Origin of the sequence: Labilibaculum sp. K2S (assembly GCF_030372765.1) — a bacterium.
Classification (GTDB): domain Bacteria; phylum Bacteroidota; class Bacteroidia; order Bacteroidales; family Marinifilaceae; genus Labilibaculum.
This window is the reverse complement of record NZ_JAUCMW010000013.1, coordinates 86,461-110,391: the sequence shown is the minus strand read 5'-3', so window position 1 is coordinate 110,391 and position 23,931 is coordinate 86,461. Positions and strand designations below refer to the sequence as shown.

The window sequence follows — 23,931 nt, the reverse complement described above, 5'->3', positions numbered from 1 at the left end:
ATATTTAGACCCTGGTTTATAATAACGAGGTTTTACTGGTAAATTTAAATGTCATTTTTGTTTTTGAAATAAAAAGTAACTTGATTATAAAAAAAAATAGTAATATGAAGACAAGACTTTTAATCGTAACAATTGTTCTTTTGTTTTCGGGTCTGTTTAAAGCGGAAGCACAGACTTTGGAATCAAAATATGGGTTGGATAGTGCTAAAACAATTTTGAACGCATCTCTTTACATCGAGATGGTAAAGCAGGGAAATTACAAAGAAGCACTTACAGGATGGAGATACGTTTATAAAAATGCACCTGCTTACCAAAAATCCACTTATATTAATGGTGTGAAAATAATGGAAGGATTGTATCGCGCTACTAAGAATGACAAATATGTGGACACACTGATGATGGTTTACGATAACCGAATTAAATATTTTGGTAAAGATCGTAAATATTCTACAGGTTGGATTCTTGGACGTAAAGGTGGTGATTTGTTCCAATACCGGGAGAAAGACATTCCTTCGGTAAAAGAAGCTTATGCCCTGATGAAAAAATCCATTGAAATGCAAGGACTGGATGCTGAAGCGAAAGTTATTGCCAACACAATGGAAGCTTCGAAAGTTCTGGTTCAAAACAATCAAATAGAAGCAGAAGAAGTGATCGACAATTACCTTCTTTTTATGGACATGGCTAAGAAGCAAATGGATGCCGAGAGTGACCCAGCTAAAAAGGATAACATCAACAACGCAAGATTGAATGTAGAACAAATTTTCTTTGCTGCCGGAGTTGCTGATTGTGAAACTTTAAGCAATATCTTTACTCCTAAATTTCATGCAAACCATGATGATCTGGTTTTGATCAATAAGATCTTAAGAATGCTAAATCGTCAGGAATGTGAAGACGGAGCTTTGTATGCTGAAGTTGCTGAAAGAAAATACGAATTGGATCCGAATGCTGATGCAGCACACAACCTGGCAAAAATGTTTATCAAGAAAAAAGAATTTGACAAGAGTAAAGAGTACTTGGTTAAGTCTATCGAATTGGAAACAGATGCTGATGTTAAAGCTGACCTTCATTTTAAATTAGCTACAATCCTTTTAATGCAGGGTAAATATAGTGATGCTAAATCTAACGCTTTAAAGGCAGCTGGTTATAGAACTACTTGGGGACAACCTTATTTGTTGATTGGAAAAGCTTATGCAGCCTACAGCAAAAATTACGGATCAAGTCCACTTGAAAAACAATCGGTTTATTGGGTAGCTGTTGATAAATTTGCAAAAGCCAAAGCTTTAGATCCTGATTGTGCAGAAGAAGCCCGTGAATTAATTAATACCTACTCTAAATATTTTCCCCGCAAAGAGGAGGCTTTCTTTGAAGGAATTAAAGAAGGTGATACTTATAAAGTTGGAGATTGGATTAACGAATCAACCAAAGCAAGATTAACAGAATAAAACATTGAAAAATATCAATAATATTATCAAAAGCATTGTGATCCTTTCCGGGATTGCAATGCTTTTGTCTTGTGAGAACAGTATTAAAGAAGTACAAAGTATTACAAACAACGAAAAAGCCCCAGAGCGATCCGGCAAAGATGTTGAATTCATTTTCACCGATTCAACACGAATTAAATATCGTGCATTTGCGGTTGAATTTATTGAGGTAAAAACCGAGGATGCGGAGTATCAGGATTTCCCAAAAGGAGGAAAAATTACTTCCTATGATGACGATGGAACTGTTGCCGGACAAATTGAAGCAAATTATGCCAAGCATTTTACCTCAGATCAATTGTGGGAACTAAGAAATAAAGTTGTTGCTATTAGTGATGACGGGAAAACCATAAATACCGAATTAATGTACTGGGATCAAGGTAAAGGTCTCATTTATTCGGACCAATATGTTAGAATTACCACAGATGATGGTCAGGTTTTGGAAGGAATCGGTTTTTCTTCTGATGATAAAATGAATAAAATTACCCTCAAAAAAGTTACTGGTGAAGTATATTTAAATGATGAAACAGAACAATAAGAATTAAATCGTATTATATTGCATCTAAAATCATTTAACACATGAAACAAAAACTCCCTTTTATTTTAGAAATCATCTGGTTAATCGTAATGATTGTTGGCTTGGTTGCTGCTATAAACAAAACAATTAATTACGGATTTGCTGAAAGTATTATGCTGTATGTTATCGCTGGCATTGCTGGTTTGATGTATGTATGGAGAAGATACATGCGAAAATTACAAGAGAAAAATAAAGCCCGGAAGTAAATGAACGAGCTGATCATCATTTTTATCATGTTGGCCTTATCTGCATTTTTCTCAGGAATGGAAATTGCTTTTATTGTTGCGAACAAGTTGCGAATGGAACTTGACCGAAATAAAAATACGATTTCAGCTAAAGTTCTTTCTATTTTTTCTCAAAACCCAGGATATTATATTAGTACCATGCTCGTTGGCAACAACATTGCCCTTGTAATATATGGTATTCTTATGGCTAAGTTATTGGAACCTTCTATAGCCATATGGATTGATTCAGAATCAATAATATTGGCTGTTCAGACATTTATTTCCACCATATTAATTCTGGTTACAGCAGAGTTTATACCCAAAACCCTTTTTAGGATCAATCCAAACATGGCTTTAAACCTGTTTGCCCTTCCGGTGATGTTTTTTTACATTATATTCTATCCAATAACATCGTTCACCATATTCTTATCAAAGAACATTATCCGAAAAATTTTTAAAACTAATATTACTGAAGAAGAAGAAACACAAGCTTTTGGGAAAGTTGATCTGGATCATCTGGTACAGGAAGGCCATGATGCCCAAACCATATCTGAGGACGATCTGCATGATATAAAAATATTTAGAAATGCACTCGATTTTTCGAAAGTGAAATTGCGCGAATGCATTGTGCCCCGTAATGAAATTGAGGCAATGGAAATTAATGGTGATATTTCATACCTGACGCAACGTTTTATAGAAACCGGATACTCCAGAATTTTAATCTATAAAGACTCAATAGACAATATTGTTGGTTACATACATTCTTCGGTAATTTTTAAAAATCCACAAAGTATAAAGGCTGGCTTAAGCAATATTATTATTGTACCCGAAACAATGCCTGCTCATAAATTACTAAATCTTTTTACACGCGAACATAAAAGTGTTGCCGTAGTGGTTGATGAATTTGGAGGAACAGCGGGGATGGTTACCATTGAAGACATCATGGAAGAGATATTTGGTGAAATTGAAGATGAACATGATGATGTTGATTTGGAAGAACAGAAAATATCAGATACAGAATACATTTTCGCCGGCCGTTTGGAAATAGATTACCTGAATGATAAATATGAACTTAACCTACCTGTATCAGAAGACTTTGAAACCTTAAATGGCTTTCTTATTTTCAATCATGAAAGTATTCCCATGTATAATGAAACGATTCGCATTGAAAATTTCAGTTTTAAAATTTTAGAAGTAAGCAATACCCGTGTTATTAAAATACGCTTAACAATTCTTTAGAATATCCTTCATTCCCGATCTTCTTATCCACATTAAATTCAGCTCTATTTATATCGAAAATAAATATCCGGGCATACCCGAATCCTCAATTGGAAGTAGGATAAGGTCAATATTCTTCACGATAGAAATAACTACTGCCAAGTCTCTTTTTATTTTACTATAAAAGCGAGTAATCCAATTGCAATAAAAAGTGATCATTTCCCATTTTTTTGTATATTCGTAGCCTAATTAAGAATATTTAAATCTTTTTCGATGGCAACATTACAAAAAATAAGAAATCGTGGTGTTTTTATAGGGATCATTATTGGTGGTGCTCTTCTTGCATTTATTGCTGGAGATGCTCTAAAATCAGGTGGTTCGTTATTAGCAAACTCACGAAATGAGATGGCAGAAATTGCAGGGGAATCAGTAAACATTCGTGATTTCCAAAACCGATTCAATCATAGTCTTGAGATTAACAAACTCATGTCCGGACAGAACTCAATTCCATCGGAACAGATTGAGCGTTTAAGAGAGCAAGTTTGGCAACAGATGGTTCAGGAATTTGTAATGAACCGTGAATATGATGAGTTGGGAATTTCTATTTCGTCTGAGGAATTATTTGATATGGTTCAAGGTCGAAATATTGATCCTGCTATTCGTCAGTTATTTCAAAATGAAAACGGATTGGTTGATAAGGATCAGGTAGTTGCAACTCTTAAGAAATTAATTGCAGCTCCTAACGGAACTCCTCAAAAAGCTTACTGGTTAAACATCGAAGAATCAATTATTACGCAAAGAAATCTTGCCAAGTACAATACCTTAGTTCAAAAGGGTCTCTACATGCCAAATGTATTGGTTAAGGACATGGCAACTAAAGGAAGTAAAAAAGTAGATTTCAATTACATAGTGAAAAGTTACAATCTAATTCCTGACAGTACTGTTAATGTAACTGAATCTGAAATCAGAGATTACTATAGCAAGCACGAGGATCTGTTCAAACAAACAGAATCAAGAAAGATTGATTACGTATCATTTGACGTTGTACCTTCTACTGAAGATTACAAAGCAACTGAAAAATGGATTGTTGACTTGAAAGAAGACTTCACAAATGAAAACAATGACGTTCAATTTGTAGAATTGAATGGCGACAGCGATTTTAACACTTACTATTTCAAGCAAGACGAAATCACCAATACTGAACTTAACTCATTCGCGTTCTCTGCAAATAAAGGTGATGTATTTGGCCCTTACTTCGAAAATGAAATGTATAAGATGGCAAAGTTGCATGAAGTAAAAATGCTTCCTGATTCAGTAAAAGCCCGTCACATTCTAATCCGTCCGATTAATGGAGATTACAAAGGTGCTGAAGCAAAAGCTGACAGTTTGAAAGTTTTACTTGCTAAAGGAGCTGACTTTGCTGGTTTAGCAAAAGAAAATTCATCAGATCAAGGTTCTGCCGTTAATGGTGGTGACCTAGGATGGTTTACTCAAGGAAAAATGGTTCAGCCATTCAACGATGCCGCTTTCTCTTCGAAAAAGGATGAAGTAAAAGTTGTTTTAACTCAATTTGGAGCTCATGTTATTCAGGTTACCAATATGAGTAAAGCAGTGAAGAAAGTTCAACTTGCTATTGTTGACCGTAAGGTTGAAGCCAGTCAGAAAACAATTCAGGTGGCTTATGCTAAGGCTCGTACTTTTGCAGGAAACAATCTTAACAAAGATGCATTCGAGAAAGCAATTACTGCTGAAGGTTTGAGTCGTAGAACAGCAAATCTTAAAAGAGAAACTAAATTGATCCCCGGACTGGAAAATTCAAGAGATCTTGTTAGAGCTGCCTACAACACCGATAATATGGAGAGTATTTTATTGAATAATGATAACTCTGCAGTTTTCGAATTTGGGAACAAGTTTGTTGTTGCTATCCTTTCTGATATAAAAGAAGAAGGAATTGCATCTATTCAAGAAAAGGTTTCAGAAATTAAGAGAGCGATCAGAAAAGATAAAAAAGCTGAACTAATTATTGCTGAGATGACAAAGAGCAGTGCAGGATCTCAAAGTTTGCTTTCTGTAGCACAAAAGGAAAACTTAGAAGTTAAAACTGCAACAGGTATCAGCTTCCAATCGTTCCAGATTCCTGGTGCAGGAATTGAGCCTAAAGTAATAAGTACAGCTTCAATGCTCGATAAAGGTGAAATTTCATCTCCTATAAAAGGCAATCAAGGTGTTTACATGCTTGCTATTACTAACGAAAACAGCGATGAAGTTTCTGATGTTACCGTTCAAGCTTTTAAATCAAGATTAGAGCAAGGATATCAATACAGAACAAACTATCAGGCATTTCAGGCATTGAAAGAAAATGCAAATGTTCTTGATAAAAGATACAAGTTTTATTAGAGAGTAAAACTCATTAAAAAGCGGGATGATAAATTATCATCCCGCTTTTTTGTGCATTCAAGTTTACCCATAAAAAAAGAGATGCTGCAAATGCAGCACCTCTTAAATTCCTTATTGAAAGCTAGGATAAAAGCTCTTTAACTTTATCAGCAATGGCTTTACCATCAGCTTTACCGGTTAATTCTTTGGAAGCTAATCCCATTATTTTCCCCATATCTTTCATAGAAGATGCTCCTGTTTTAGTGATAATTCCCTGAACAGCAACGGTCAAATCTTCATCAGACAATTGAGCAGGAAGATAAACCTCTAAGTAACTTAATTCCAGAAGTTCCTTTCCGGCTAAATCTTCACGTCCTCCAGCAGAGAAAGTACTGGCTGAATCTTTACGTTGTTTCACCAACCGCTGAATGATTTTAAGCGCAGAATCATTATCGATATCAGCAGCTCCTGTTTTTGTCATTTCCATGGTAAAGGCTGTTTTTACAGCTCGAAGAGCTTCTAATCTGTCTCTTTCCTTCGCCTTCATGGCAGTTTTTATATCTGAATTAATCTGTTCTAATAAACCCATTGTTCTGTATTTTTTAGTTTTTATAAGATTCTAACAGTAGAACTACTCTTCGTCTAAAGTAAAGCGAATAACCTTACCCGATTGAAATTTCTGGTTGTCTATATTCTTCAGTTTTCGCTTGTAAGCAGGAATATTTTCAATTTCATCAATTTCGGCATCTCTCAAATCGGTCAAAATTAACTTATTTTCCTCCGATTTTTCATTCGCTTCTTCTTCCAAAATATTTTTTATCTGATCGGCAGCACTGGTACGTCCTCTGCCAGCCTGAAAAGATGCAACTTTTGGAATTGCCTTCTCCTCTGGTATTAAGCCGTTGTCGAAACCCGTTGCTATGATTGTAACCGATACCTTGTTTCCCAATGCCAGATCCTGACCTGTTCCCCAAATAATGGTAGCACTATCGCCAACAGCTTCCTGAACGTAGTCGGTTATTTGTCCCACCTCATCCATGGTTACTTCTTCCTGACCGGAACTAATATTTAAGAGAATATTTCGAGCGCCTCTTACATCATTGCTGTTCAACAATGGTGACGTAAGAGCCTCTCGAATGGCAGTAACAGCACGATCCTCACCCTCGGCCGAAGCAGATCCCATTACTGCCACCCCACTGTTTGTCATTACTGTTTTTACATCTTCAAAATCTACATTGATATAACCGTGAAGCGTTATAATTTCTGCAATTCCTTTAGCCGCGGTAGCCAACACATCATCTGCCTTCGAAAAGGCTGTTGACAGCTTTAAATCACCATAAATTTCGCTTAGCTTTTCATTGTTTATCACCAAAAGCGAATCAACATTCTCTTTTAATTTATTGATTCCTTCAATGGCTTGATGCAAGCGCTGGCGTCCTTCAAAACGAAATGGAATCGTAACAATACCCACTGTTAAAATCCCCATTTCTTTGGCTGCTTTCGCGATAACAGGAGCTGCACCTGTACCGGTTCCGCCCCCCATACCAGCAGTTATAAAAACCATTTTGGTATTATCAGCCAGCACCTCAATTATATCTTCTAAATTCTCAATCGCGGATTGCTCACCCCGTTCGGGTTTATTCCCTGCACCACGACCTTCAGTCAATGATTCACCCAACTGAATTTTTACAGGAATTTCACTCGTTTCAAGAGCTTGGGCATCAGTATTGCAAATGACAAAATCCACATCTTTTATGCCTTGCTTATACATATAATTTACAGCGTTACCGCCACCACCACCAACACCAATTACTTTTATAATCGATGATTCAGTTTCCTGTAAACTAAAATCAATTAAATCCTCAGTCATTAATATCTAAAATTATCTCTTTATAATTTCACGTTACATAAAACGCTACATCGAAGAATCATTATTATCAAAAATCTGTGTAAACTTATCTTTAAACCAATTGTCAAGGCTGCCTTTCTTATGTTCCTCTTCTCCTATTTCTTCCTCAACTTCGACAGGTTCCTTGCTTTTAGTTACAGGCGCTTTTTTCTCTTCTGCTACCTCATACTCCTCACTGTCTTCATCCGAGCGTTTTCTCATTAACTCTTCTCTTCGTTGCCTCTCCTCCCGTTTCTTCATTGCAGCAATCTCCTCAGCTTCGGCTGGATTCTCAATAATCAGCTCCAATTTAGGAACTTCATTTTGAACTGATTTCCGAGGTTCTATACTCAATTCAGGAATTGGACTTTCGGAAAACCCGGTAGCAATAATTGTAACGCTTAACTCATCATCCAATCTATCACTATTACCATTTCCCCAGATAATACACACTTCATCGCCCACTACATCGTGAACGTAATCGGTAATCACACTAACCTCCTGCATGGTCACCTCATCTTTACCCGAGATAATATTTAATAAGATATTTCTTGCTCCGCAAATATTATTACTATTCAATAACGGAGATGTAAGCGCCTCCTCAATAGCACGAAGTGCTCTGTCTTCCCCTGAAGCAGAAGCCGATCCCATTACGGCTACACCACTATCCCTCATCACAGTTTCCACATCGGCAAAATCAACATTCACATAACCATGAACAGTAATTATTTCGGCAATACTTTTGGCTGCAATAGATAAAACATCATCAGCCTTTGCAAAAGCATCCGATAGTTTTAAATCACCATACATCATCCTCAACTTTTCGTTATTGATGATTAGAAGTGCATCCACATGTTTTTCCAGATTGGCAATTCCTTCCATCGCCTGCTCAATTCTTCGTTTCCCTTCAAATCGAAATGGGATCGTAACAATACCAACAGTTAAGACTCCTTGTTTTCTGGCTGTTTCTGCAATAATAGGAGCTGCACCTGTACCGGTTCCACCTCCCATGCCGGCAGTCACAAATATCATTTTGGTCTTCTCACTTAAAACTTTATTGATATCATCAATACTTTCAAGTGCAGATTCCCGGCCTCTTTCCGGTTTGTTTCCAGCCCCTCTACCCTCGGTAAGTGATTTACCAAGCTGTACCTTAATCGGCACTTGACTGTTTTCCAAAGCCTGAGAATCAGTATTACATATTACAAAATCGACCCCAGTGATTCCTTCTTTTAACATGTGATTAACAGCGTTACTTCCACCGCCACCCACACCAATCACTTTTATAATCGATTTCTCTTTAGGTTCAAAATCAACCGGTAACAATTCGTCAATCATGATGTCACAAGTATTAGGGTTACAATATTTTATTTACATTTTTAAATCATCAGTATCAAACAAAGCACTAAAAAATTTCTGTAATCCTTTCTTTTTGCCTGTTTTACTTTTGTCTGTGCTCTGATTTGGAGTTTTCTTACCAGGTTTATTCAAACCTTTTAGCATCAATCCGATTCCAGTTGCATAAATTGGCTGATTTAAGGTTTCATCCAAAATAATTTTAGATGATGCTCCGGGATAGCCTATGCGAACATCTATTCCGGTTTGTTTTTGTGTCAGCACATCAAGATTCGTCAGCAATGCGCCTCCACCAGTCAATACGATTCCAGCACCAATTTTATCGTGCAGTCCTGTAATTTCAATTTGGAATTTAACACTGTCTATAATCTCCTCCATTCGGCATTGAATGATATGAGCCAAGGTTTTAAAAGAAATTTCCTTTGGATCCCAACCTCCAACACTTGGTATGGTAACAACTTTTTCTTCATCTACCAAATCAGCAACAGCTTCTCCAAACTGAATTTTTAAGGCTTCGGCTTGTTTTATAAGTACCGAGCAACCTTCCTTTATGTCGCGGGTAACAATATCGCCGCCAAAAGGAATTACTGCTGTATGCCTTAGTATGCCATCAAAATAAACTGTAATATCCGTAGTTCCTCCACCAATATCAACCAAAACGACTCCAGCCTCTTTTTCTTCATCGCTTAATACTGCCAACGAAGAAGCTAAAGGTTCCAAAACCAATTCCTCAATCTCCAATCCAACTTCCTTCACGCATTTCTCAATATTACGTGCAGATGCAGTTCTTCCAATTATAATATTGAAATTCCCATCTAACCTTCGTCCGGCCATTCCTATTGGATTCCGAATGCCTGCCTCCTTGTCAACAACGTAATCCTGCGGAATCACATGCAGTATTTGTTCGCCAACTTCGATTGGAATCCTAAAATTCTCATTTATTATTTCTTCAACATCCAATTTAGTGATTTCACCAATTCCATTTTGAATGTATTTAAACTGTCGGTTCTTTATGCTCCGTATATGTTGTCCCGCAATACCTACATAAACTGTATAAATATCTTTGTTTGTTTTCTCCGTCAATCGATCAACTACCTCACGTATAGCACCAATTGTATCTTCAATACTATGAATCACTCCCCTCTTAACCCCTCTCGATACGGTTTTTTCCATACCGATAATCCGCAACCTTCCATCGGAGTCTACTTCCCCCATTATGGCCACAATTTTAGTTGTGCCAATGTCGATAGCTGCGATGATATTATTCTTACTAGTCATTTAAATTCTTTTTTGTGCAAACTACCTGATTCTTATACTTCAAATTGATTTTACTATATGTATTCCAACCTTTTTTTGAAAATCCTTTGGTATACAAAGCACTCAATTTTTGAAATTTCTGTTCGTAGTTTTCAATACTCCCCAATTCAATTTTATGAGCTCCAACACGAGGAATTAAAGTATACTCCTTGTTTCTGTCTACATCAATTTGCGTGATCTGCGATTTCCAAAATTCATCATTTGTAATAAATTTTACCAACTCAAACAGTTCTTCTTTTATCAACTGATCATTTACTGCCCCTGAAACCACCAAAACCCTTGATGTAAAATTTGCAGACAAGGGCATTTTCTCTCCATCAGCATCAATATAATATCCATTCCCCGATAAAATCCGCACAATTGGATTGCGTTGTTTAATCTCAACAATTAATTTTCCGGAAAGTGAATTGTACACTTCCGATTTTTTCACATAAGGAATCTTGTCTATAAGTTCCTCCAATACTTCCTTATTAACTTCGGAAATAGTAGTCCCTACCACTCCCGGATATTTTTTCTTAATGATTCTTTCAACATCAGAATTGCTTACAAAACCTCTTTTCACACTATCAACCACATTTACCAGTGTACCAGAAAACACCAGTTTATCCACTTTGCCATTAGCAAAGGAAAAAACTACAATTAAGTATCCTAATAAGAATACCCAAATTAATGTGTTTGCAATTTTTTTTAGCATTCCAATCGCCCGCTAATTAAATTTTTAATCGGCTCGACCAACTTGTCGATATCGCCTGCACCTAAAGTTAGTAAAACTTCAAAGTCTTTCTCTCTAAGTAACTCTATCAAATCGCCTTTACTACATAATTTAGCTGGCACCTTCAGGTTTTTCAAAATAATTTCAGAACTAACCCCTTCCATTGGCAATTCTCTGGCTGGATAAATATCCAAAAGAATGACTTCATCTAAAAGATTTAAACTTGCAGCAAAACCTTCTGCAAAATCTCTTGTTCGTGAATATAAATGAGGTTGAAATATTCCTGTTATTTTCTTTTCAGGATACAATTCCCTTACTGATGATATACTCTCCCACAACTCTTTTGGGTGATGTGCATAATCATCAATAAAAACAATTTTTTCATTTCTGATTTGATAATCAAACCTTCTTCTAACACCTTTAAAAGTTGAAAGAGCTTTTCTCAACTCATCAGCTTCAACACCGCAAAGCAGAGCCATAGCTGATGCTGCAATTGCATTTTCAACATTAATTTTCCCTGGATAGGAAAACAATAAATCTTTAATTTTCCCCTCCGGATACACCAAATCAAATTGGTAAAATCCTTCCACTAATTTGATGTTCTCAGCATAAAAATCTGCTTTCCCGTGCAATGAATAAGTATAAGCCGAAAGTTTCTCATGAGTGAGAACCAATCCTTTTTTATGAACAAGAATTCCCCCCTCCTTTATTTGATGAACAAAAGCCTGAAAGCTCTTTTCCAATTCATTTTTATCGCCGTAAATATCCAAATGATCAGCATCCATTGAGGTAATTACTGCCAACTGTGGATGCAATTGAAGAAATGAACGATCAAACTCATCAGCCTCAAGAATCATCCAAGGACTGATTTTTGACAGTAAAAGATTAGACTGATAGTTGCGGGAAATTCCTCCTAAAAAAGCATTACAATCTAAAGCTGATGTTTTAAAAATATGCGCTGTGATCGTTGAAACCGTAGTTTTACCGTGGGTTCCCGCAATGCCTATACCATTCAAATTATCAGAAAGCAAACCCAGAACCTGCGATCGCTTCATAATTTTAAATTGTTGCTGCTGAAAATAAATCAATTGAGGATGATTTTCAGGAATGGCAGGCGTGTATACAACTAAAGTATCCTTCTGAGATTGATAACTTGTTGGAATTTGATCGACACCTTCCTGAAAAGCAATACCAATACCTTCCGCAGTTAATTCGGCAGTAAGCTGAGTGGGCATTCGATCATACCCAAACACATTCTTACCAATGGAATTAAAATAGCGGGCTATAGCACTCATTCCAATTCCACCAATCCCAATAAAGTAAATATTTTTATAATCCTTAATCCGCATAATCTATGTTAACGCTATTATTTGATCTGCAATTTCATCAGCAGCATTGGGCTTTGCCAAAGCCTTGCAATTCGCCGAAAGTTCAGATAATTTATCCGTATCATTTATCAGTTTTAAGGCCACCACAACCAATTCCTTTTCCGCGTCAATATCTTTCACCATTATCGCAGCATTCTTATTTACCAGTGCCATGGCATTCTTGGTTTGGTGATCTTCTGAAACATTAGGTGAAGGCACCAAAATACATGGTTTTTCCACCAGACATAGTTCTGATATTGTACCCGCTCCAGCCCTGGAAATAACCATATCGGCAGCAGCATAAGCCAAGTCCATTCTCCCCAGAAAATCAAAAACCTTTAATCCGGGGATATCCCAATTTTTCAATTCTTCACGAACCTTTTCAATATAAAACTTTCCTGTTTGCCAGATTACCTGAACTTCAGAATCTGAAATTGCTGAAAGTGAACTCAACATACTATTATTGATGGTTCTTGCCCCCAGACTTCCCCCTACAACTAAAATGGTTTTCTTTTCAGGATCTAACTCAAAATGAACCATTGCCTCCTGCTTTTTCGAAGCAATATCCAACAAATCTTTTCGAACAGGATTTCCAGTTAATAATATTTTATCAGCAGGAAAAAAACGTTCCATTCCTTCGTAAGCAACACAAATCTTTTTTGCTTTTTTTGCCAGAAGTTTGTTTGTTATTCCAGCATACGAATTCTGTTCCTGAATTACGGTAGGAACTCCCATTTTAGCTGCAGCATGTAAAAGCGGACCACTGGCATATCCGCCAACACCAACAACTGCATCGGGCTGAAAATCTTTAACAATTGCCTTTGCTTTTCTCAAACTTTTAAAAAGCCGCGAAAAGAATTTCAAATTCTCCATCGAGAAATTTCGTTGGAGTCCGCGTATTGGCAATCCAACTATTTTATATCCTGCAGAAGGAACTTTTTCCATTTCCATTTTTCCCTCGGCTCCGACAAATAAAATTTCACAATCGCTATGCTTTTGTTTTAAAGCATTTGCAATTGAAATAGCCGGAAATATATGTCCTCCTGTTCCGCCTCCGCTAACAATTATTTTAATTTTCTGCTTCATTTACTTTTGCTTCTTCATTCAATTTCTCTTCCTCATTTACCCAATTACTCACACTTAGTATCATTCCAAATGCCGCACTTGTAAAAATTAAAGACGTACCTCCCATACTCACTAAGGGCAAAGGTTGTCCCGTTACCGGGATTAAATTAACCGATACTGCCATATTGGTTAATGCCTGAAAAACAATACTCAAGGTTAGTCCTATTACCAAAAATGCAGGAAAAGTCCGATTGCATTTCCGAACAATCAAGCCGGCCCGATATAGCAATATGAGGTAAAAAGCCAGTATGACAAAACCTCCGATCCACCCCATCTCTTCCAAAATAATGGCATAAATAAAATCGGAATACGGATGTGGTAAAAAATTCCGTTGTGTGCTATTCCCTGGAAATTTTCCGAAAATTCCTCCGGAAACAACAGCAATTTTTGCTTGTTCTACCTGATAATTCTGATTATTATTTACATTCGCCTCGTCTTTATCAAAAAAGTTGACGATTCGACTGCGCACGGTTTGAACACGTCCGATGCTGGGAAGCAGAGGTGCCATTACAATCAGGATAACCACCAGACCCAAAACAACCCCCACCGATCCGAACAAATATTTTTTTGCGATTCTACCAACAAACATCAGCAAATAGCATACTCCTCCCAACAATACGGAGGTAGAAAAGTCATCCAAAAAAATCAACAGACACACAATTCCTACAGGAATAACAATGTGCCAAAACGCCTCTTTTTTACAGGAATCTTCAGCCTGATATCGTGACAAAGTTCTGGAAACATGCAATATTAATGCAAGTTTAGCGAGCTCCGACGGTTGAAAGTTGAACCCTATCCCAGGAATTGTAATCCACCTTGAGGCATCATTTAAGTTTGTACCAACGAGTTTTGCCAATATGAGAAATCCAATTGAAATAATCAGAACCAGATTGGCCGAACTGGAATACACCTTAAAATGAACCCGATGAACTACATAAATGATCATGTAGCAACCGCCCAAAAGAATCAGTTGCTTAATGAAAAAATAGGATGTATTCCCTCCTTTCACTTTATAGGCAAGTGTTCCGGTTGAACTGTAAACAACCAACAAAGAAATCATTGACAGAAAGAAGATAATGATCCAAATGGTCTTATCCCCCTTTAAGCTTAAATTCTTAAAAAAACCCGCCATATCTTCAATTTATAAATTTCTGACTTCTTCCTTGAACTGATTTCCGCGGTCTTCATAATTCTTGAACAAATCGAAACTTGCACAAGCAGGAGACAACAAAACGATCTCTTCCTTATTGGCTATTTGATATGCTTGAGTCACCGCCTCTTTCATAGATCCGGCATCAACTATAAAATCCACTTTACCATCAAAAGCAGCATGAATTTTAGAATTATCAACACCCAAACACACAATCCCTTTCACCTTTTCTTTCACCAAATCGGCCAAAACCGAATAATCGTTTCCTTTATCAACTCCACCAACAATCCAAACTACCGGATCTTCCATACTTTCCAAAGCGTACCATGTAGAGTTAATATTCGTAGCTTTTGAATCATTAATAAACTGAATTCCTCTCACACAGACCACCTTTTCCAACCGATGATCGACACCTTGAAAATCACTTAAACTTTCGCGAATTACTTCTTTCCGAATTTGCAACACACTTCCGGCAATTCCTGATGCCAATGAATTATATACGTTGTGAATTCCAGGTAAAGACAAATCTTTTTTATCCATAGAAAAGAGATTTTCGTTGTATTGAATTTTTAAAAGTTCATTCTCAATCCATCCGCACATTTCTTTTACTTCCCGAACAGAAAACGGCAATAATTGAGCAAGAGTATCACAATTCATTAATTCCTTTCTGATGATATCATCATCGGTGCAAAACACGAAAGAATCCGCAGATTTCATATTTTGCAATATTCTGAATTTTGAATTGATGTAATTTTCCATTTTATAATCGTACCGATCCAAATGATCCGGCGTAATATTTAATAGTATGGCGATATTCGCCCTAAAATCATACATCCCATCCAACTGAAAGCTACTCAACTCAACCACATAATGCGTATAATCTTTTTCGGCAACCTGCCAAGCCAGACTATCTCCTACATTTCCGGCTAAACCAACATGCAATCCTGCCTTCTTTAGCATATGATACAAAAGCAATGTTGTTGTTGTTTTCCCGTTGCTTCCGGTTATACATATCATTTTAGCACTGGAGAATCTTCCCGCAAATTCAATTTCAGAAATTACTGGAATATTTTTTCCTTTCAGCTTAACAATTATAGGCGCTGTATCTGGAATCCCAGGACTTTTCACAACTTCATCTGCCGATAATATAAGAGATTCTGTATGTTGCTTTTCCTCAAAATCAAGCTGATATTTTTTCAGCGCAAGCTTGTACTTAGGACTTATTTCTCCTAAGTCTGAAACAAACACATCAAAGCCTTTTGATTTGGCCAACACAGCCGCACCAACACCACTTTCTCCTGCTCCTAATATGACGATTCGTTTTGCCATTTGTATTTATCTGATTTTTAGAGTTACAATTGTTATGATGGCCAGAAAAATTCCAATGATCCAAAATCGGGTAACAATCTTTGGTTCTGGATATCCTTTCATCTGATAATGATGATGAAGAGGTGCCATTTTAAAGATTCTTCTCCCTTCACCATATTTTTTCCTGGTGTATTTAAACCACGAAACCTGCATCATCACCGAAATATTCTCAACGAGAAAAATCCCGCATAAAACAGGAATCAACAATTCTTTGTGAATAATAATGGCAAAAACGGCTATAATTCCTCCCAAAGACAGACTGCCTGTATCACCCATAAAGACTTGTGCCGGGTAAGAGTTGTACCACATAAAGCCAATGGTTGCTCCAATAAAAGCAGCAATAAAAATCACCAGTTCGCCTGAGTTTGGAATGTACATGATATTCAGGTAATCTGCATACACCACGTGACCGGATACATAGGCCAATATTCCCAAAGTTGCACCAATAATCGCTGACGAACCTGTCGCCAGACCATCTAAACCATCGGTAATATTTGCACCATTTGAAACGGCTGTAACAATAAATATGGTAATGATTATAAAAACCAGCCAAGCCAACATAGGTGCATATTCTCCACCAAAAGCGACTAACGATTCGTAATCAAATTCATTATTCTTAAAAAAAGGTATCGTTGTTTTTGTAGATTTTTCATCAGTTGTTAAGCGAGTTGTTCCAGGCGCCTGGGATATAAATCCTTCGTCAACCAATTCGGTTTGAATTCCTATTTCAGACATACTCGTTTTTTCACGAACAACTACATCATCATTTATATAAAGGGTTAACCCAACAATTAGACCTAAACCAATTTGACCCGCTACTTTAAGCTTTCCGCTTAAACCGGCCTTGTCCTTTTTAAAGACTTTAATATAATCATCGATAAATCCAATGAATCCTAACCAGATAGTTGTAATGATCATTAGTAAAATGTAGACATTATCGAGTTTGGCAAATAGTAAGACCGGAATTAAAATGGAGATAATGATAATGATTCCCCCCATGGTTGGTGTTCCTTTTTTCTCCATTTGACCAGCTAAGCCCAAGTCTCGAACAATCTCGCCAATTTGCTGCTTTTGCAATAAAAGAATGATCTTTTTCCCAAATACAGTCGCAATAAATAACGAAGTCATAATGGCTAATGCCGACCGAAATGAGATATATTCAAACATCCCGGCTCCCGGAAAATCCAATTGATTTAAATACCTAAATAAATAGTATAACATAACTACAGCTTAAAAATTTCCTTGATTATTTCCTTATCATCAAAATGATGCTTAACTCCTTTTATTTCCTGATAATCTTCGTGACCTTTCCCCGCGACCAAAATAATATCATCCCTTTTCGCTAACATACAGGCTGTTCGTATAGCTTCTTTTCTGTCTGTGATCGCTAATACTTTTCGAGTATTGTTCGCGGTCACTCCTTCTTTCATATCTTTGATAATCTGATCAGGATCTTCCGATCGTGGATTATCCGATGTCAGAATTACCTTATCGCTTAATTCGGCACTAATTTTTGCCATCAATGGTCTTTTGGTTTTATCTCTATCGCCACCGGCACCAACAACTGTAATTACCTGTTCGTTCCCTGTCCGTAAAGCTTCGATTGTTTCCAAGACATTTTTCAAGGCATCCGGAGTATGAGCATAATCTACAATAGCCATAATGCCATCTGTAGAAATGATACTTTCAAACCTTCCATCAACAGATTTCAGCTTACTTATTCCTCTTAACACCTCATCTTTGTCTTGATTCAGCAGACGAGCCGTACCATAAACGGCCAATAAATTATGAGCATTAAAATCACCAATAAAATTGGTCCATATCTCTGTGCCATCCATTTCTAAAAGCATTCCTGTAAAGTGCTTTTCTAAAATCTGACAGCGATAATCAGCAAAAGAACGAGTTGAATAGGTAAATTTATGCCCTTTCATATTTTGGAGCATCAGCTTTCCATTTTTATCATCGGCATTTGTAATGGCAAATGATTTCTTCCCCAGCTGATCAAAAAAAGCTTTTTTCACCTTTAAATAAGCATCGAATGTTTTGTGATAATCGAGATGATCGTGAGTGATATTTGTAAAAATCCCTCCCTTATAATTCAACGCACCAACCCGTTTTTGATCGATGGCATGCGAGCTAACTTCCATAAAACAATATTCACATCCAGCCTCAACCATTTCAGCCAACAAAGCATTTAACTGCAATGCGTCCGGGGTAGTATGAGTTGCCTTAATTTCTTTTTCATCCACATAATTGCAAACTGTTGACAACAAACCAACTTTATAGCCAAGTGTTCGAAACAAATCATAAAGAAGTGTTGCGATTGTAGTCTTCCCATTTGTTCCGGTAACACCAACCAATTGTATATTCTCTGTTGGTTTGTTGTGAAAATTATGCGCTATCTGCGAAAGCGTGGCCGAAGAGTCTTCAACCACAATAAAGGTTGTTTCAGAAGTACTGGTATCAGGTAATTCTTCGCATACAATCACCTTTGCTCCCTTTTCAACTGCCGTATCTATAAAATTATGACCATCCGACATGGTTCCCCGGCACGCAACGAACAAATCGCCGTGTTTCACCTTTCGGGAATCAAAATGAATCTCATTCACTTCAACATCCCTGTTTCCCTTTATGCTTTGTATGTTTACCGAACCAAACAGTTCATTTATATTTATTCCCATCTGTCACATTTTAAGATAAATCGATTGTAATATGATCTCCTTTATTAAAATAAGCTCCTGGTTGTATGGATTGTCTGGACACAGATCCCAAACCCGTTACCCGAACCTTCAGTCCTGCATTTTCCAATATATACAGTGCATCCTGAACGCCCATCCCTTTTACATTCGGAACCATAAATTTCTTAATTGTTCTGTATTTGTATTCAATAATCGAGTCTTTCCGGGAAGTCATCACCCATTCCGACTGAATATCTTTATTCGCTATTTCAATATTTAATTCATCAAACACTTTGTCCAGATCATTTTTATATCCATTCAATGAAACCGGTACCTTTGGTTCCAAACTTGCATCATCCGGTTTTATTGGATGCATCGAATAGCTCATCGCATACACTTTATCAGCTATTGTTTTAAAAACCGGACCGGCAACCTGGTTTCCATAGAACCCTTTGGTTTTATTTGGTCGGTTAATCACAACAATACACGAATACATCGGATCATCAGCAGGAAAATACCCAACAAATGAAGCTTGATACACTTTAACTTTATAGCCTTTATTTTTATCTGCTATTTGTGCTGTTCCAGTCTTTCCTGCAATGGTATAATTCGCGTTCCGCAGGTTTCTGGCCGTTCCTCTTAAAACAACACCTTCCAACATATTTTTCACATTTTTAAGTGTTTCGCCGGAACAGATTTTAGATTTCAAGACTTCTTTATCAAAAGTTTGAATCACATCGCCATGATACCTTAATTCCTTTACAAATTGAGGCTTCATCATCTTACCATTATTAGCTACTGCATTATAAAATGTAAGAGTCTGCAAAGGTGTTTGCTGAACCGCATACCCTATCGACATCCAAGGCAAAGAAACTCCCGACCATGATGGATCATCAGGATATTTGATACTTGGAATCCCTTCTCCTTTAATAGCAAGCCCCAATGGTTCATTCAACCGAAACTCGTAAAGACGATTAATAAAAGACCTCGGCTTATTCTTGTAATGATCGTTTACCAATTTCGAAATCCCCACGTTCGATGATTTTTCAAAAGCTTCCTGAACCGTTATTTTTCCAAATCCGCCTTCATGAGAATCGCGCATTTTTTCTTTGTAATAGCTAAACACGCCATTCCCTGTATCCACAGAGTCCATAGGGCCAACGTATCCATCCTCAAACAAAGCCATTATTGATGCCAATTTAAATGTTGATCCAGGTTCTGTTGCCTCACCAATAGCATAGTTATAATCTTCCTTATATGATTGTGATTTTTCATCGAAACCCAAATTGGCAATTGCTTTAACAGCTCCGGTTTTCACTTCCATCAAAACCACAGATCCATGATGTGCGTTGTATTTTATAAGCTGTTGCTCTAAAGCCGACTCAGCAACATCCTGATAATTCACATCAATGGTAGTGATCAAGTCATTCCCATCCTTAGGCTCGACCATATTTACAGGCAACCATCTGCCCGACATTTTTTGAATGATACTAATACCATCAACTCCTTTTAAATCACTTTCAAAAGCACCTTCAATACCAACCTTACCAATTTGCTGATTTTGTTCACCCTCCAGCAAATATCCTATTGTTCTGTTGGCCAGATTTAAGTGAGGCTGTATGCGTCTGTTTTCCTGTTCACAGATTAATCCACCTTTGTTCTGCCCCAAACGAAAAATAGGAAAGGTCTTGATCTTTTTAAGTCCGTTGTAATTAATTTTCTTTCGGTGAATTAAAAAATACCGGTTCGACTTGGTCCGGTACTTCGCTTTCCAAAGCATATTTCTATAATCCTTTGCAGATTTATCCTGAAAAAAACGCGATAAGCAAAGCGCCAAAGAATCAACATCGGCACGAAAAAGAGAATCTGTCAATCCGGAAGCACGGAAATCCATTCGCAGTTGATAGTAAGGCAATGAACTTGCTAAAAGCCGTCCGTCAGCAGCACAAATATCTCCCCGATTGGCCGACACGATCACATCTCGCTGCGAAAGAGACTGAGCTTTACTTCGCCATTTATCTCCTTCGAACAATTGCAAGGCTACCACTCTTCCAACAATGAGTATTGCAAAAATAATCACCAAAGTGTAGATCGCCCCTACCCGCCATATGATATCCTTTTTTATCGGCACTACTTCTCTAAATATATTTTAATAGGAGGTTCGGTTGCTTCAATCAACTCAAGACCTTCATTTTCCACTCTTTTTACAACTTCCGATTGCTTGCTCATATACATCAGATCGGAAGCTGTTGTTATCGACTCAAACCTTAACTCCTTTAACTCTTGTTCCAAGCTGACCATATCGCGATAAACTCTTTCAGAACGATACCTGTTACTGATATAAAAAATCCCTAAAACGACTAAGAAAATGATAAAAGGCAACTGCTGTACCACTTCCGTTTTCGTCAAAATACTTCCATCAATAAAATCCTTGACCGAACCTGAAGATGTCTCTTTCAGTTCCTCACTAGGCTTAATGAAATCGTTGTATTTTTTTCGAAATTTAAACATCCCTATAATGATTTAGGCTGAGCAATCCGAAGTTTTGCACTTCGCGCTCTTCCATTTAGCTCAATCTCTTTTTCACCCGGAAGAATTACCTTTCGGTTAATAGCAGCTAACGGCGTTTGCACATTCCCAAAAAAATCTTTTTCTGCATTGCCTTCAAATTTTCCATCCCGAATAAAATTCTTCACTAATCTATCTTCCAGCGAGTGATAAGTGATCACCACCAATCTTCCATCCGGCTTTAACATTTCCGCAGACTGCAATAACATTTCCTTCAAAACATCCATCTCCTGATTCACCTCTATCCGAATAGCCTGGAATACCTGAGCTAAATATTTATGCTCTTTAAACTTAGGCGTACAAGGTGCAATCACTTCCTTAAAATGCTGAATCGTGGAAAACGGCGTTTCTTTTCTTTGATTATCAATTAACCGCGCAAGCTTTCCTGGATTTTTAACCTCTCCGTAAAACTTGAAGATTCGAAACAAATCCTCAACACTATACTCATTCAATAAATCAGCAGCAGTAAAATTTGAATCCTGATTCATTCTCATATCAAGATCGCCATCGAAACGAAAAGAAAAACCACGTTCCGCTACATCAAATTCGTGAGAAGAAACACCCAAATCGGCTAAAATTCCATCCACTTTAGGGTAACCCAAATATTTCATGAAATTCTTGAAGTACCTAAAATTGTGACGGACAAATATAAACCGATCGTCCTTTGGCACATTTTCTTCTGCATCCACATCCTGATCAAAGCCAATCAATTTGCCTGTAGTAAGATACTTTAAAATCTCTCTTGAATGACCTCCGCCACCAAAAGTAAGATCCACATAGATTCCATCTGGCTTTATATCCAGCCCTTCAATACTCTCTCCTAGTAAAACTGGAATATGATATGTACTCATTTTTTATCTTTTAATTGAAACACAAAGGAACAACACTAAATGCTCATACTCAACGATTACTCGTTATTTAAATCACCTCCTAAAATCTCATCAGCCAAAGTGCTGAATCCATCCTGTCCCAGAGCCGATTTTTCGTAAGTTTCAGTATCCCATATTTCGATTTTCCCATCTTGTCCGGCTAAGGTTACATCTTTTGAAAATCCGGCAAAGTCAAAGAATTTCTTAGGAATTAAAATCCGTCCATTCCCATCAATTAAAACCTCTGCAGTACCTCTAAAAAACTCCCGCAAAAATCCTGCATGCTTCTTATTAAAAGGATTCACCTTTGCCCGTACCATCTCGGTTTGCTTCTCCCACTCCGAAATAGAATACAGATCTAAACATTTTTCGTAAAGGTTTTTCCTTAGAACGCAACGATTTTCAGAACCTCCGTTCAGGAGCTTCCGAAAAGCAGAAGGCAGCAAAACACGACCTTTTGAGTCCAATCTACAAGGATAATCGCCTATAAATGTTACCATTGGGAAAAATAATTTACAATTGTAAAATTAGAGAAAAATTTACCCACTTTCAACCACATACTCCCACTTTTATGGTTTTGTTAATAACTTTTAACAGACAGCCCAACTAATTATCACTCAATTATATTGAGATTGTTATAAATCTTTGAAAAACAAAGCAAGAAAATTACGATATTTGCTAACCATATTAAACTATTTAAGATTTTTATGCAAAAAGAAAACACTCCCGAGAGCTATTTAAAAATTGATATAGAGAAGGTTTTTGCGAGCAAAAGTGAAAGAATTTCAAAACTACTCCCTAAGTTTATAATTCGCTACCTTAAAAGAATCATCCATCAAGATGAGCTCAATAATTTCTTATCCAGGAACTATCAAAAACAAGGCATTGAATTTGCGGATAGTGTTTTAGAAGAACTTCAAATTACTTTTGAGATTAAAGGTCTTGAAAATATCAATAAAGACGGCAGATACATTTTCGCTTCCAATCATCCATTAGGTGGTCCTGACGGGATTATTTTAATCAGCATATTTGGCAAACATTTTCCAAAAATCAAATTCCTGGTTAACGACATCCTGATGAATATCAAAAACTTATCGGATGTTTTTGTACCGATAAACAAACATGGCGGGCAAGCCAAAGAAGCCGCAAGAACAATAGTGGAAGCCTACCAATCGGAAGCAACAGTACTCACCTTTCCGGCAGGTTTAGTTTCCCGAAAACAAAAAGGGAAAATTGAAGATTTAGAGTGGAAAAAAAGTTTTATTTCGAAGGCGAAAAAATACAAACGCGATATAGTACCTATTCACATTAGCGGAAGAAATTCTAATTTCTTCTATAACCTTGCCAATCTTAGGAAGTTCCTAAGATTAAAATCTAATTTGGAAATGTTATATTTGCCAAACGAACTTTTTAAGCAAAGAGGTAAAAAATTCACTATTTGCATAGGTAAGCCTGTTTCATACCAAACCTTTGACAAAAGTATGTCGTATGACAAGTGGGCTGAAAAAATGAAAAAGGAAACATACAATTTAGCAAATCAATAAATCCTTATCCCTAAAATTCTATTTGTTTTATCAAATATTAGCCACGGTACTATTCATTATTATCGATAATGTAAGTATTTTTGAAAATCATTTTTAAAAGAAAACCAAAATAATAA

At 36.9% G+C, this 23,931-nt stretch carries 22 protein-coding genes; 6 read left to right on the top strand and 16 right to left on the bottom strand.

What is annotated here, in order from left to right; genetic code table 11:
- Positions 1-104 precede the first annotated feature (104 nt).
- From QUH73_RS14535 to QUH73_RS14520, 4 genes are read left to right on the top strand one after another with little or no spacing between them, the layout of a single operon-like run.
- Positions 105-1,442 carry a tetratricopeptide repeat protein gene (locus tag QUH73_RS14535; RefSeq protein WP_289531162.1) on the top strand — a complete coding sequence of 446 codons (1,338 nt, stop codon included), beginning with the start codon at positions 105-107 and terminating at the stop codon, positions 1,440-1,442.
- A gap of 4 nt (positions 1,443-1,446) precedes the next feature.
- Positions 1,447-2,016 carry an LPS export ABC transporter periplasmic protein LptC gene (gene lptC / locus QUH73_RS14530; RefSeq protein WP_289531160.1) on the top strand — a complete coding sequence of 190 codons (570 nt, stop codon included), beginning with the start codon at positions 1,447-1,449 and terminating at the stop codon, positions 2,014-2,016.
- Positions 2,017-2,057: 41 nt separating this feature from the next.
- Positions 2,058-2,261 (top strand): hypothetical protein, encoded by a 204-nt coding sequence (locus QUH73_RS14525; RefSeq protein WP_289531159.1) that lies wholly within the window; start codon positions 2,058-2,060, stop codon positions 2,259-2,261.
- Complete coding sequence (locus QUH73_RS14520) at positions 2,262-3,518, top strand: hemolysin family protein (RefSeq protein WP_289531158.1); 1,257 nt, start codon at positions 2,262-2,264, stop codon at positions 3,516-3,518.
- Positions 3,519-3,566: 48 nt separating this feature from the next.
- Here QUH73_RS14520 and QUH73_RS14515 read toward each other — a convergent pair whose 3' ends face one another.
- Positions 3,567-3,716: a hypothetical protein gene (locus QUH73_RS14515; RefSeq protein WP_289531157.1), complete on the bottom strand. Its 150-nt coding sequence runs from the start codon at positions 3,714-3,716 to the stop codon at positions 3,567-3,569.
- Between the two features lie 54 nt (positions 3,717-3,770).
- On the opposite strand from QUH73_RS14515, the gene QUH73_RS14510 reads away from it, so the two are divergent.
- On the top strand, positions 3,771-5,894 hold the full coding sequence (locus QUH73_RS14510) for a peptidylprolyl isomerase (RefSeq protein ID WP_289531156.1): 2,124 nt from the start codon (positions 3,771-3,773) through the stop codon (positions 5,892-5,894).
- 121 nt (positions 5,895-6,015) lie between these two features.
- Here QUH73_RS14510 and QUH73_RS14505 read toward each other — a convergent pair whose 3' ends face one another.
- From QUH73_RS14505 to QUH73_RS14435, 15 genes are read right to left on the bottom strand one after another with little or no spacing between them, the layout of a single operon-like run.
- Complete coding sequence (locus tag QUH73_RS14505; protein ID WP_289531155.1) at positions 6,016-6,462, bottom strand: GatB/YqeY domain-containing protein; 447 nt, start codon at positions 6,460-6,462, stop codon at positions 6,016-6,018.
- A 42-nt stretch (positions 6,463-6,504) separates the two neighbouring features.
- Positions 6,505-7,743, bottom strand: coding sequence for a cell division protein FtsZ (gene ftsZ, locus QUH73_RS14500; RefSeq protein ID WP_289531154.1), 1,239 nt, complete (start codon positions 7,741-7,743; stop codon positions 6,505-6,507).
- A 45-nt stretch (positions 7,744-7,788) separates the two neighbouring features.
- The gene (ftsZ, locus tag QUH73_RS14495) at positions 7,789-9,099 is read right to left on the bottom strand and encodes a cell division protein FtsZ (protein ID WP_289531153.1); all 1,311 of its coding nucleotides are present in this window, start codon (positions 9,097-9,099) and stop codon (positions 7,789-7,791) included.
- 33 nt (positions 9,100-9,132) lie between these two features.
- Positions 9,133-10,395 (bottom strand): cell division protein FtsA, encoded by a 1,263-nt coding sequence (ftsA, locus tag QUH73_RS14490; RefSeq protein WP_289531152.1) that lies wholly within the window; start codon positions 10,393-10,395, stop codon positions 9,133-9,135.
- The gene (locus QUH73_RS14485) at positions 10,388-11,128 is read right to left on the bottom strand and encodes a cell division protein FtsQ/DivIB (RefSeq protein ID WP_289531151.1); all 741 of its coding nucleotides are present in this window, start codon (positions 11,126-11,128) and stop codon (positions 10,388-10,390) included. The genes ftsA and QUH73_RS14485 overlap by 8 nt, the downstream gene beginning before the upstream one ends.
- A complete protein-coding gene (murC, locus tag QUH73_RS14480; protein ID WP_289531150.1) occupies positions 11,122-12,495 on the bottom strand; it encodes a UDP-N-acetylmuramate--L-alanine ligase in 1,374 nt (457 codons plus the stop codon). The genes QUH73_RS14485 and murC overlap by 7 nt, the downstream gene beginning before the upstream one ends.
- Positions 12,496-12,498: 3 nt before the next feature.
- Positions 12,499-13,599, bottom strand: coding sequence for an undecaprenyldiphospho-muramoylpentapeptide beta-N-acetylglucosaminyltransferase (gene murG / locus QUH73_RS14475; RefSeq protein WP_289531149.1), 1,101 nt, complete (start codon positions 13,597-13,599; stop codon positions 12,499-12,501).
- Positions 13,583-14,770, bottom strand: a complete 1,188-nt coding sequence (locus tag QUH73_RS14470) for an FtsW/RodA/SpoVE family cell cycle protein (protein ID WP_289531148.1) — start codon at positions 14,768-14,770, stop codon at positions 13,583-13,585. Before QUH73_RS14470 ends, murG begins: the two co-directional genes overlap by 17 nt.
- 9 nt (positions 14,771-14,779) lie before the next feature.
- The gene (gene murD, locus QUH73_RS14465) at positions 14,780-16,117 is read right to left on the bottom strand and encodes a UDP-N-acetylmuramoyl-L-alanine--D-glutamate ligase (RefSeq protein WP_289531147.1); all 1,338 of its coding nucleotides are present in this window, start codon (positions 16,115-16,117) and stop codon (positions 14,780-14,782) included.
- A gap of 6 nt (positions 16,118-16,123) precedes the next feature.
- The gene (gene mraY / locus QUH73_RS14460; RefSeq protein WP_289531146.1) at positions 16,124-17,377 is read right to left on the bottom strand and encodes a phospho-N-acetylmuramoyl-pentapeptide-transferase; all 1,254 of its coding nucleotides are present in this window, start codon (positions 17,375-17,377) and stop codon (positions 16,124-16,126) included.
- A 2-nt stretch (positions 17,378-17,379) separates the two neighbouring features.
- Positions 17,380-18,837, bottom strand: coding sequence for a UDP-N-acetylmuramoyl-L-alanyl-D-glutamate--2,6-diaminopimelate ligase (locus tag QUH73_RS14455; RefSeq protein ID WP_289531145.1), 1,458 nt, complete (start codon positions 18,835-18,837; stop codon positions 17,380-17,382).
- A 10-nt stretch (positions 18,838-18,847) separates the two neighbouring features.
- Positions 18,848-20,965 (bottom strand): penicillin-binding protein, encoded by a 2,118-nt coding sequence (locus QUH73_RS14450; protein ID WP_289531144.1) that lies wholly within the window; start codon positions 20,963-20,965, stop codon positions 18,848-18,850.
- A complete protein-coding gene (locus tag QUH73_RS14445; RefSeq protein ID WP_289531143.1) occupies positions 20,965-21,345 on the bottom strand; it encodes an FtsL-like putative cell division protein in 381 nt (126 codons plus the stop codon). The genes QUH73_RS14450 and QUH73_RS14445 overlap by 1 nt, the downstream gene beginning before the upstream one ends.
- A gap of 2 nt (positions 21,346-21,347) precedes the next feature.
- Complete coding sequence (gene rsmH, locus QUH73_RS14440; RefSeq protein ID WP_289531142.1) at positions 21,348-22,253, bottom strand: 16S rRNA (cytosine(1402)-N(4))-methyltransferase RsmH; 906 nt, start codon at positions 22,251-22,253, stop codon at positions 21,348-21,350.
- A gap of 56 nt (positions 22,254-22,309) precedes the next feature.
- Positions 22,310-22,771: a division/cell wall cluster transcriptional repressor MraZ gene (locus tag QUH73_RS14435; protein ID WP_289531141.1), complete on the bottom strand. Its 462-nt coding sequence runs from the start codon at positions 22,769-22,771 to the stop codon at positions 22,310-22,312.
- Between the two features lie 207 nt (positions 22,772-22,978).
- Between QUH73_RS14435 and QUH73_RS14430 the strand changes: the two genes are divergently transcribed.
- Complete coding sequence (locus QUH73_RS14430) at positions 22,979-23,815, top strand: 1-acyl-sn-glycerol-3-phosphate acyltransferase (protein WP_289531140.1); 837 nt, start codon at positions 22,979-22,981, stop codon at positions 23,813-23,815.
- Positions 23,816-23,931: the final 116 nt, after the last annotated feature.

Bases quoted from the DNA above. Each gene is read 5' to 3' on its own strand.
- rsmH (WP_289531142.1), bottom strand. From the start codon at position 22,253: ATGAGTACATATCATATTCCAGTTTTACTAGGAGAGAGTATTGAAGGG.
- ftsZ (WP_289531153.1), bottom strand. From the start codon at position 9,099: ATGATTGACGAATTGTTACCGGTTGATTTTGAACCTAAAGAGAAATCG.
- QUH73_RS14510 (WP_289531156.1), top strand. From the start codon at position 3,771: ATGGCAACATTACAAAAAATAAGAAATCGTGGTGTTTTTATAGGGATC.
- QUH73_RS14435 (WP_289531141.1), bottom strand. From the start codon at position 22,771: ATGGTAACATTTATAGGCGATTATCCTTGTAGATTGGACTCAAAAGGT.
- QUH73_RS14430 (WP_289531140.1), top strand. From the start codon at position 22,979: ATGCAAAAAGAAAACACTCCCGAGAGCTATTTAAAAATTGATATAGAG.
- ftsZ (WP_289531154.1), bottom strand. From the start codon at position 7,743: ATGACTGAGGATTTAATTGATTTTAGTTTACAGGAAACTGAATCATCG.
- ftsA (WP_289531152.1), bottom strand. From the start codon at position 10,395: ATGACTAGTAAGAATAATATCATCGCAGCTATCGACATTGGCACAACT.
- murC (WP_289531150.1), bottom strand. From the start codon at position 12,495: ATGCGGATTAAGGATTATAAAAATATTTACTTTATTGGGATTGGTGGA.
- QUH73_RS14520 (WP_289531158.1), top strand. From the start codon at position 2,262: ATGAACGAGCTGATCATCATTTTTATCATGTTGGCCTTATCTGCATTT.
- QUH73_RS14525 (WP_289531159.1), top strand. From the start codon at position 2,058: ATGAAACAAAAACTCCCTTTTATTTTAGAAATCATCTGGTTAATCGTA.
- QUH73_RS14485 (WP_289531151.1), bottom strand. From the start codon at position 11,128: ATGCTAAAAAAAATTGCAAACACATTAATTTGGGTATTCTTATTAGGA.
- mraY (WP_289531146.1), bottom strand. From the start codon at position 17,377: ATGTTATACTATTTATTTAGGTATTTAAATCAATTGGATTTTCCGGGA.
- QUH73_RS14535 (WP_289531162.1), top strand. From the start codon at position 105: ATGAAGACAAGACTTTTAATCGTAACAATTGTTCTTTTGTTTTCGGGT.
- murD (WP_289531147.1), bottom strand. From the start codon at position 16,117: ATGGCAAAACGAATCGTCATATTAGGAGCAGGAGAAAGTGGTGTTGGT.
- QUH73_RS14455 (WP_289531145.1), bottom strand. From the start codon at position 18,837: ATGGGAATAAATATAAATGAACTGTTTGGTTCGGTAAACATACAAAGC.
- QUH73_RS14515 (WP_289531157.1), bottom strand. From the start codon at position 3,716: ATGATCACTTTTTATTGCAATTGGATTACTCGCTTTTATAGTAAAATA.
- QUH73_RS14470 (WP_289531148.1), bottom strand. From the start codon at position 14,770: ATGGCGGGTTTTTTTAAGAATTTAAGCTTAAAGGGGGATAAGACCATT.
- QUH73_RS14445 (WP_289531143.1), bottom strand. From the start codon at position 21,345: ATGTTTAAATTTCGAAAAAAATACAACGATTTCATTAAGCCTAGTGAG.
- QUH73_RS14505 (WP_289531155.1), bottom strand. From the start codon at position 6,462: ATGGGTTTATTAGAACAGATTAATTCAGATATAAAAACTGCCATGAAG.
- murG (WP_289531149.1), bottom strand. From the start codon at position 13,599: ATGAAGCAGAAAATTAAAATAATTGTTAGCGGAGGCGGAACAGGAGGA.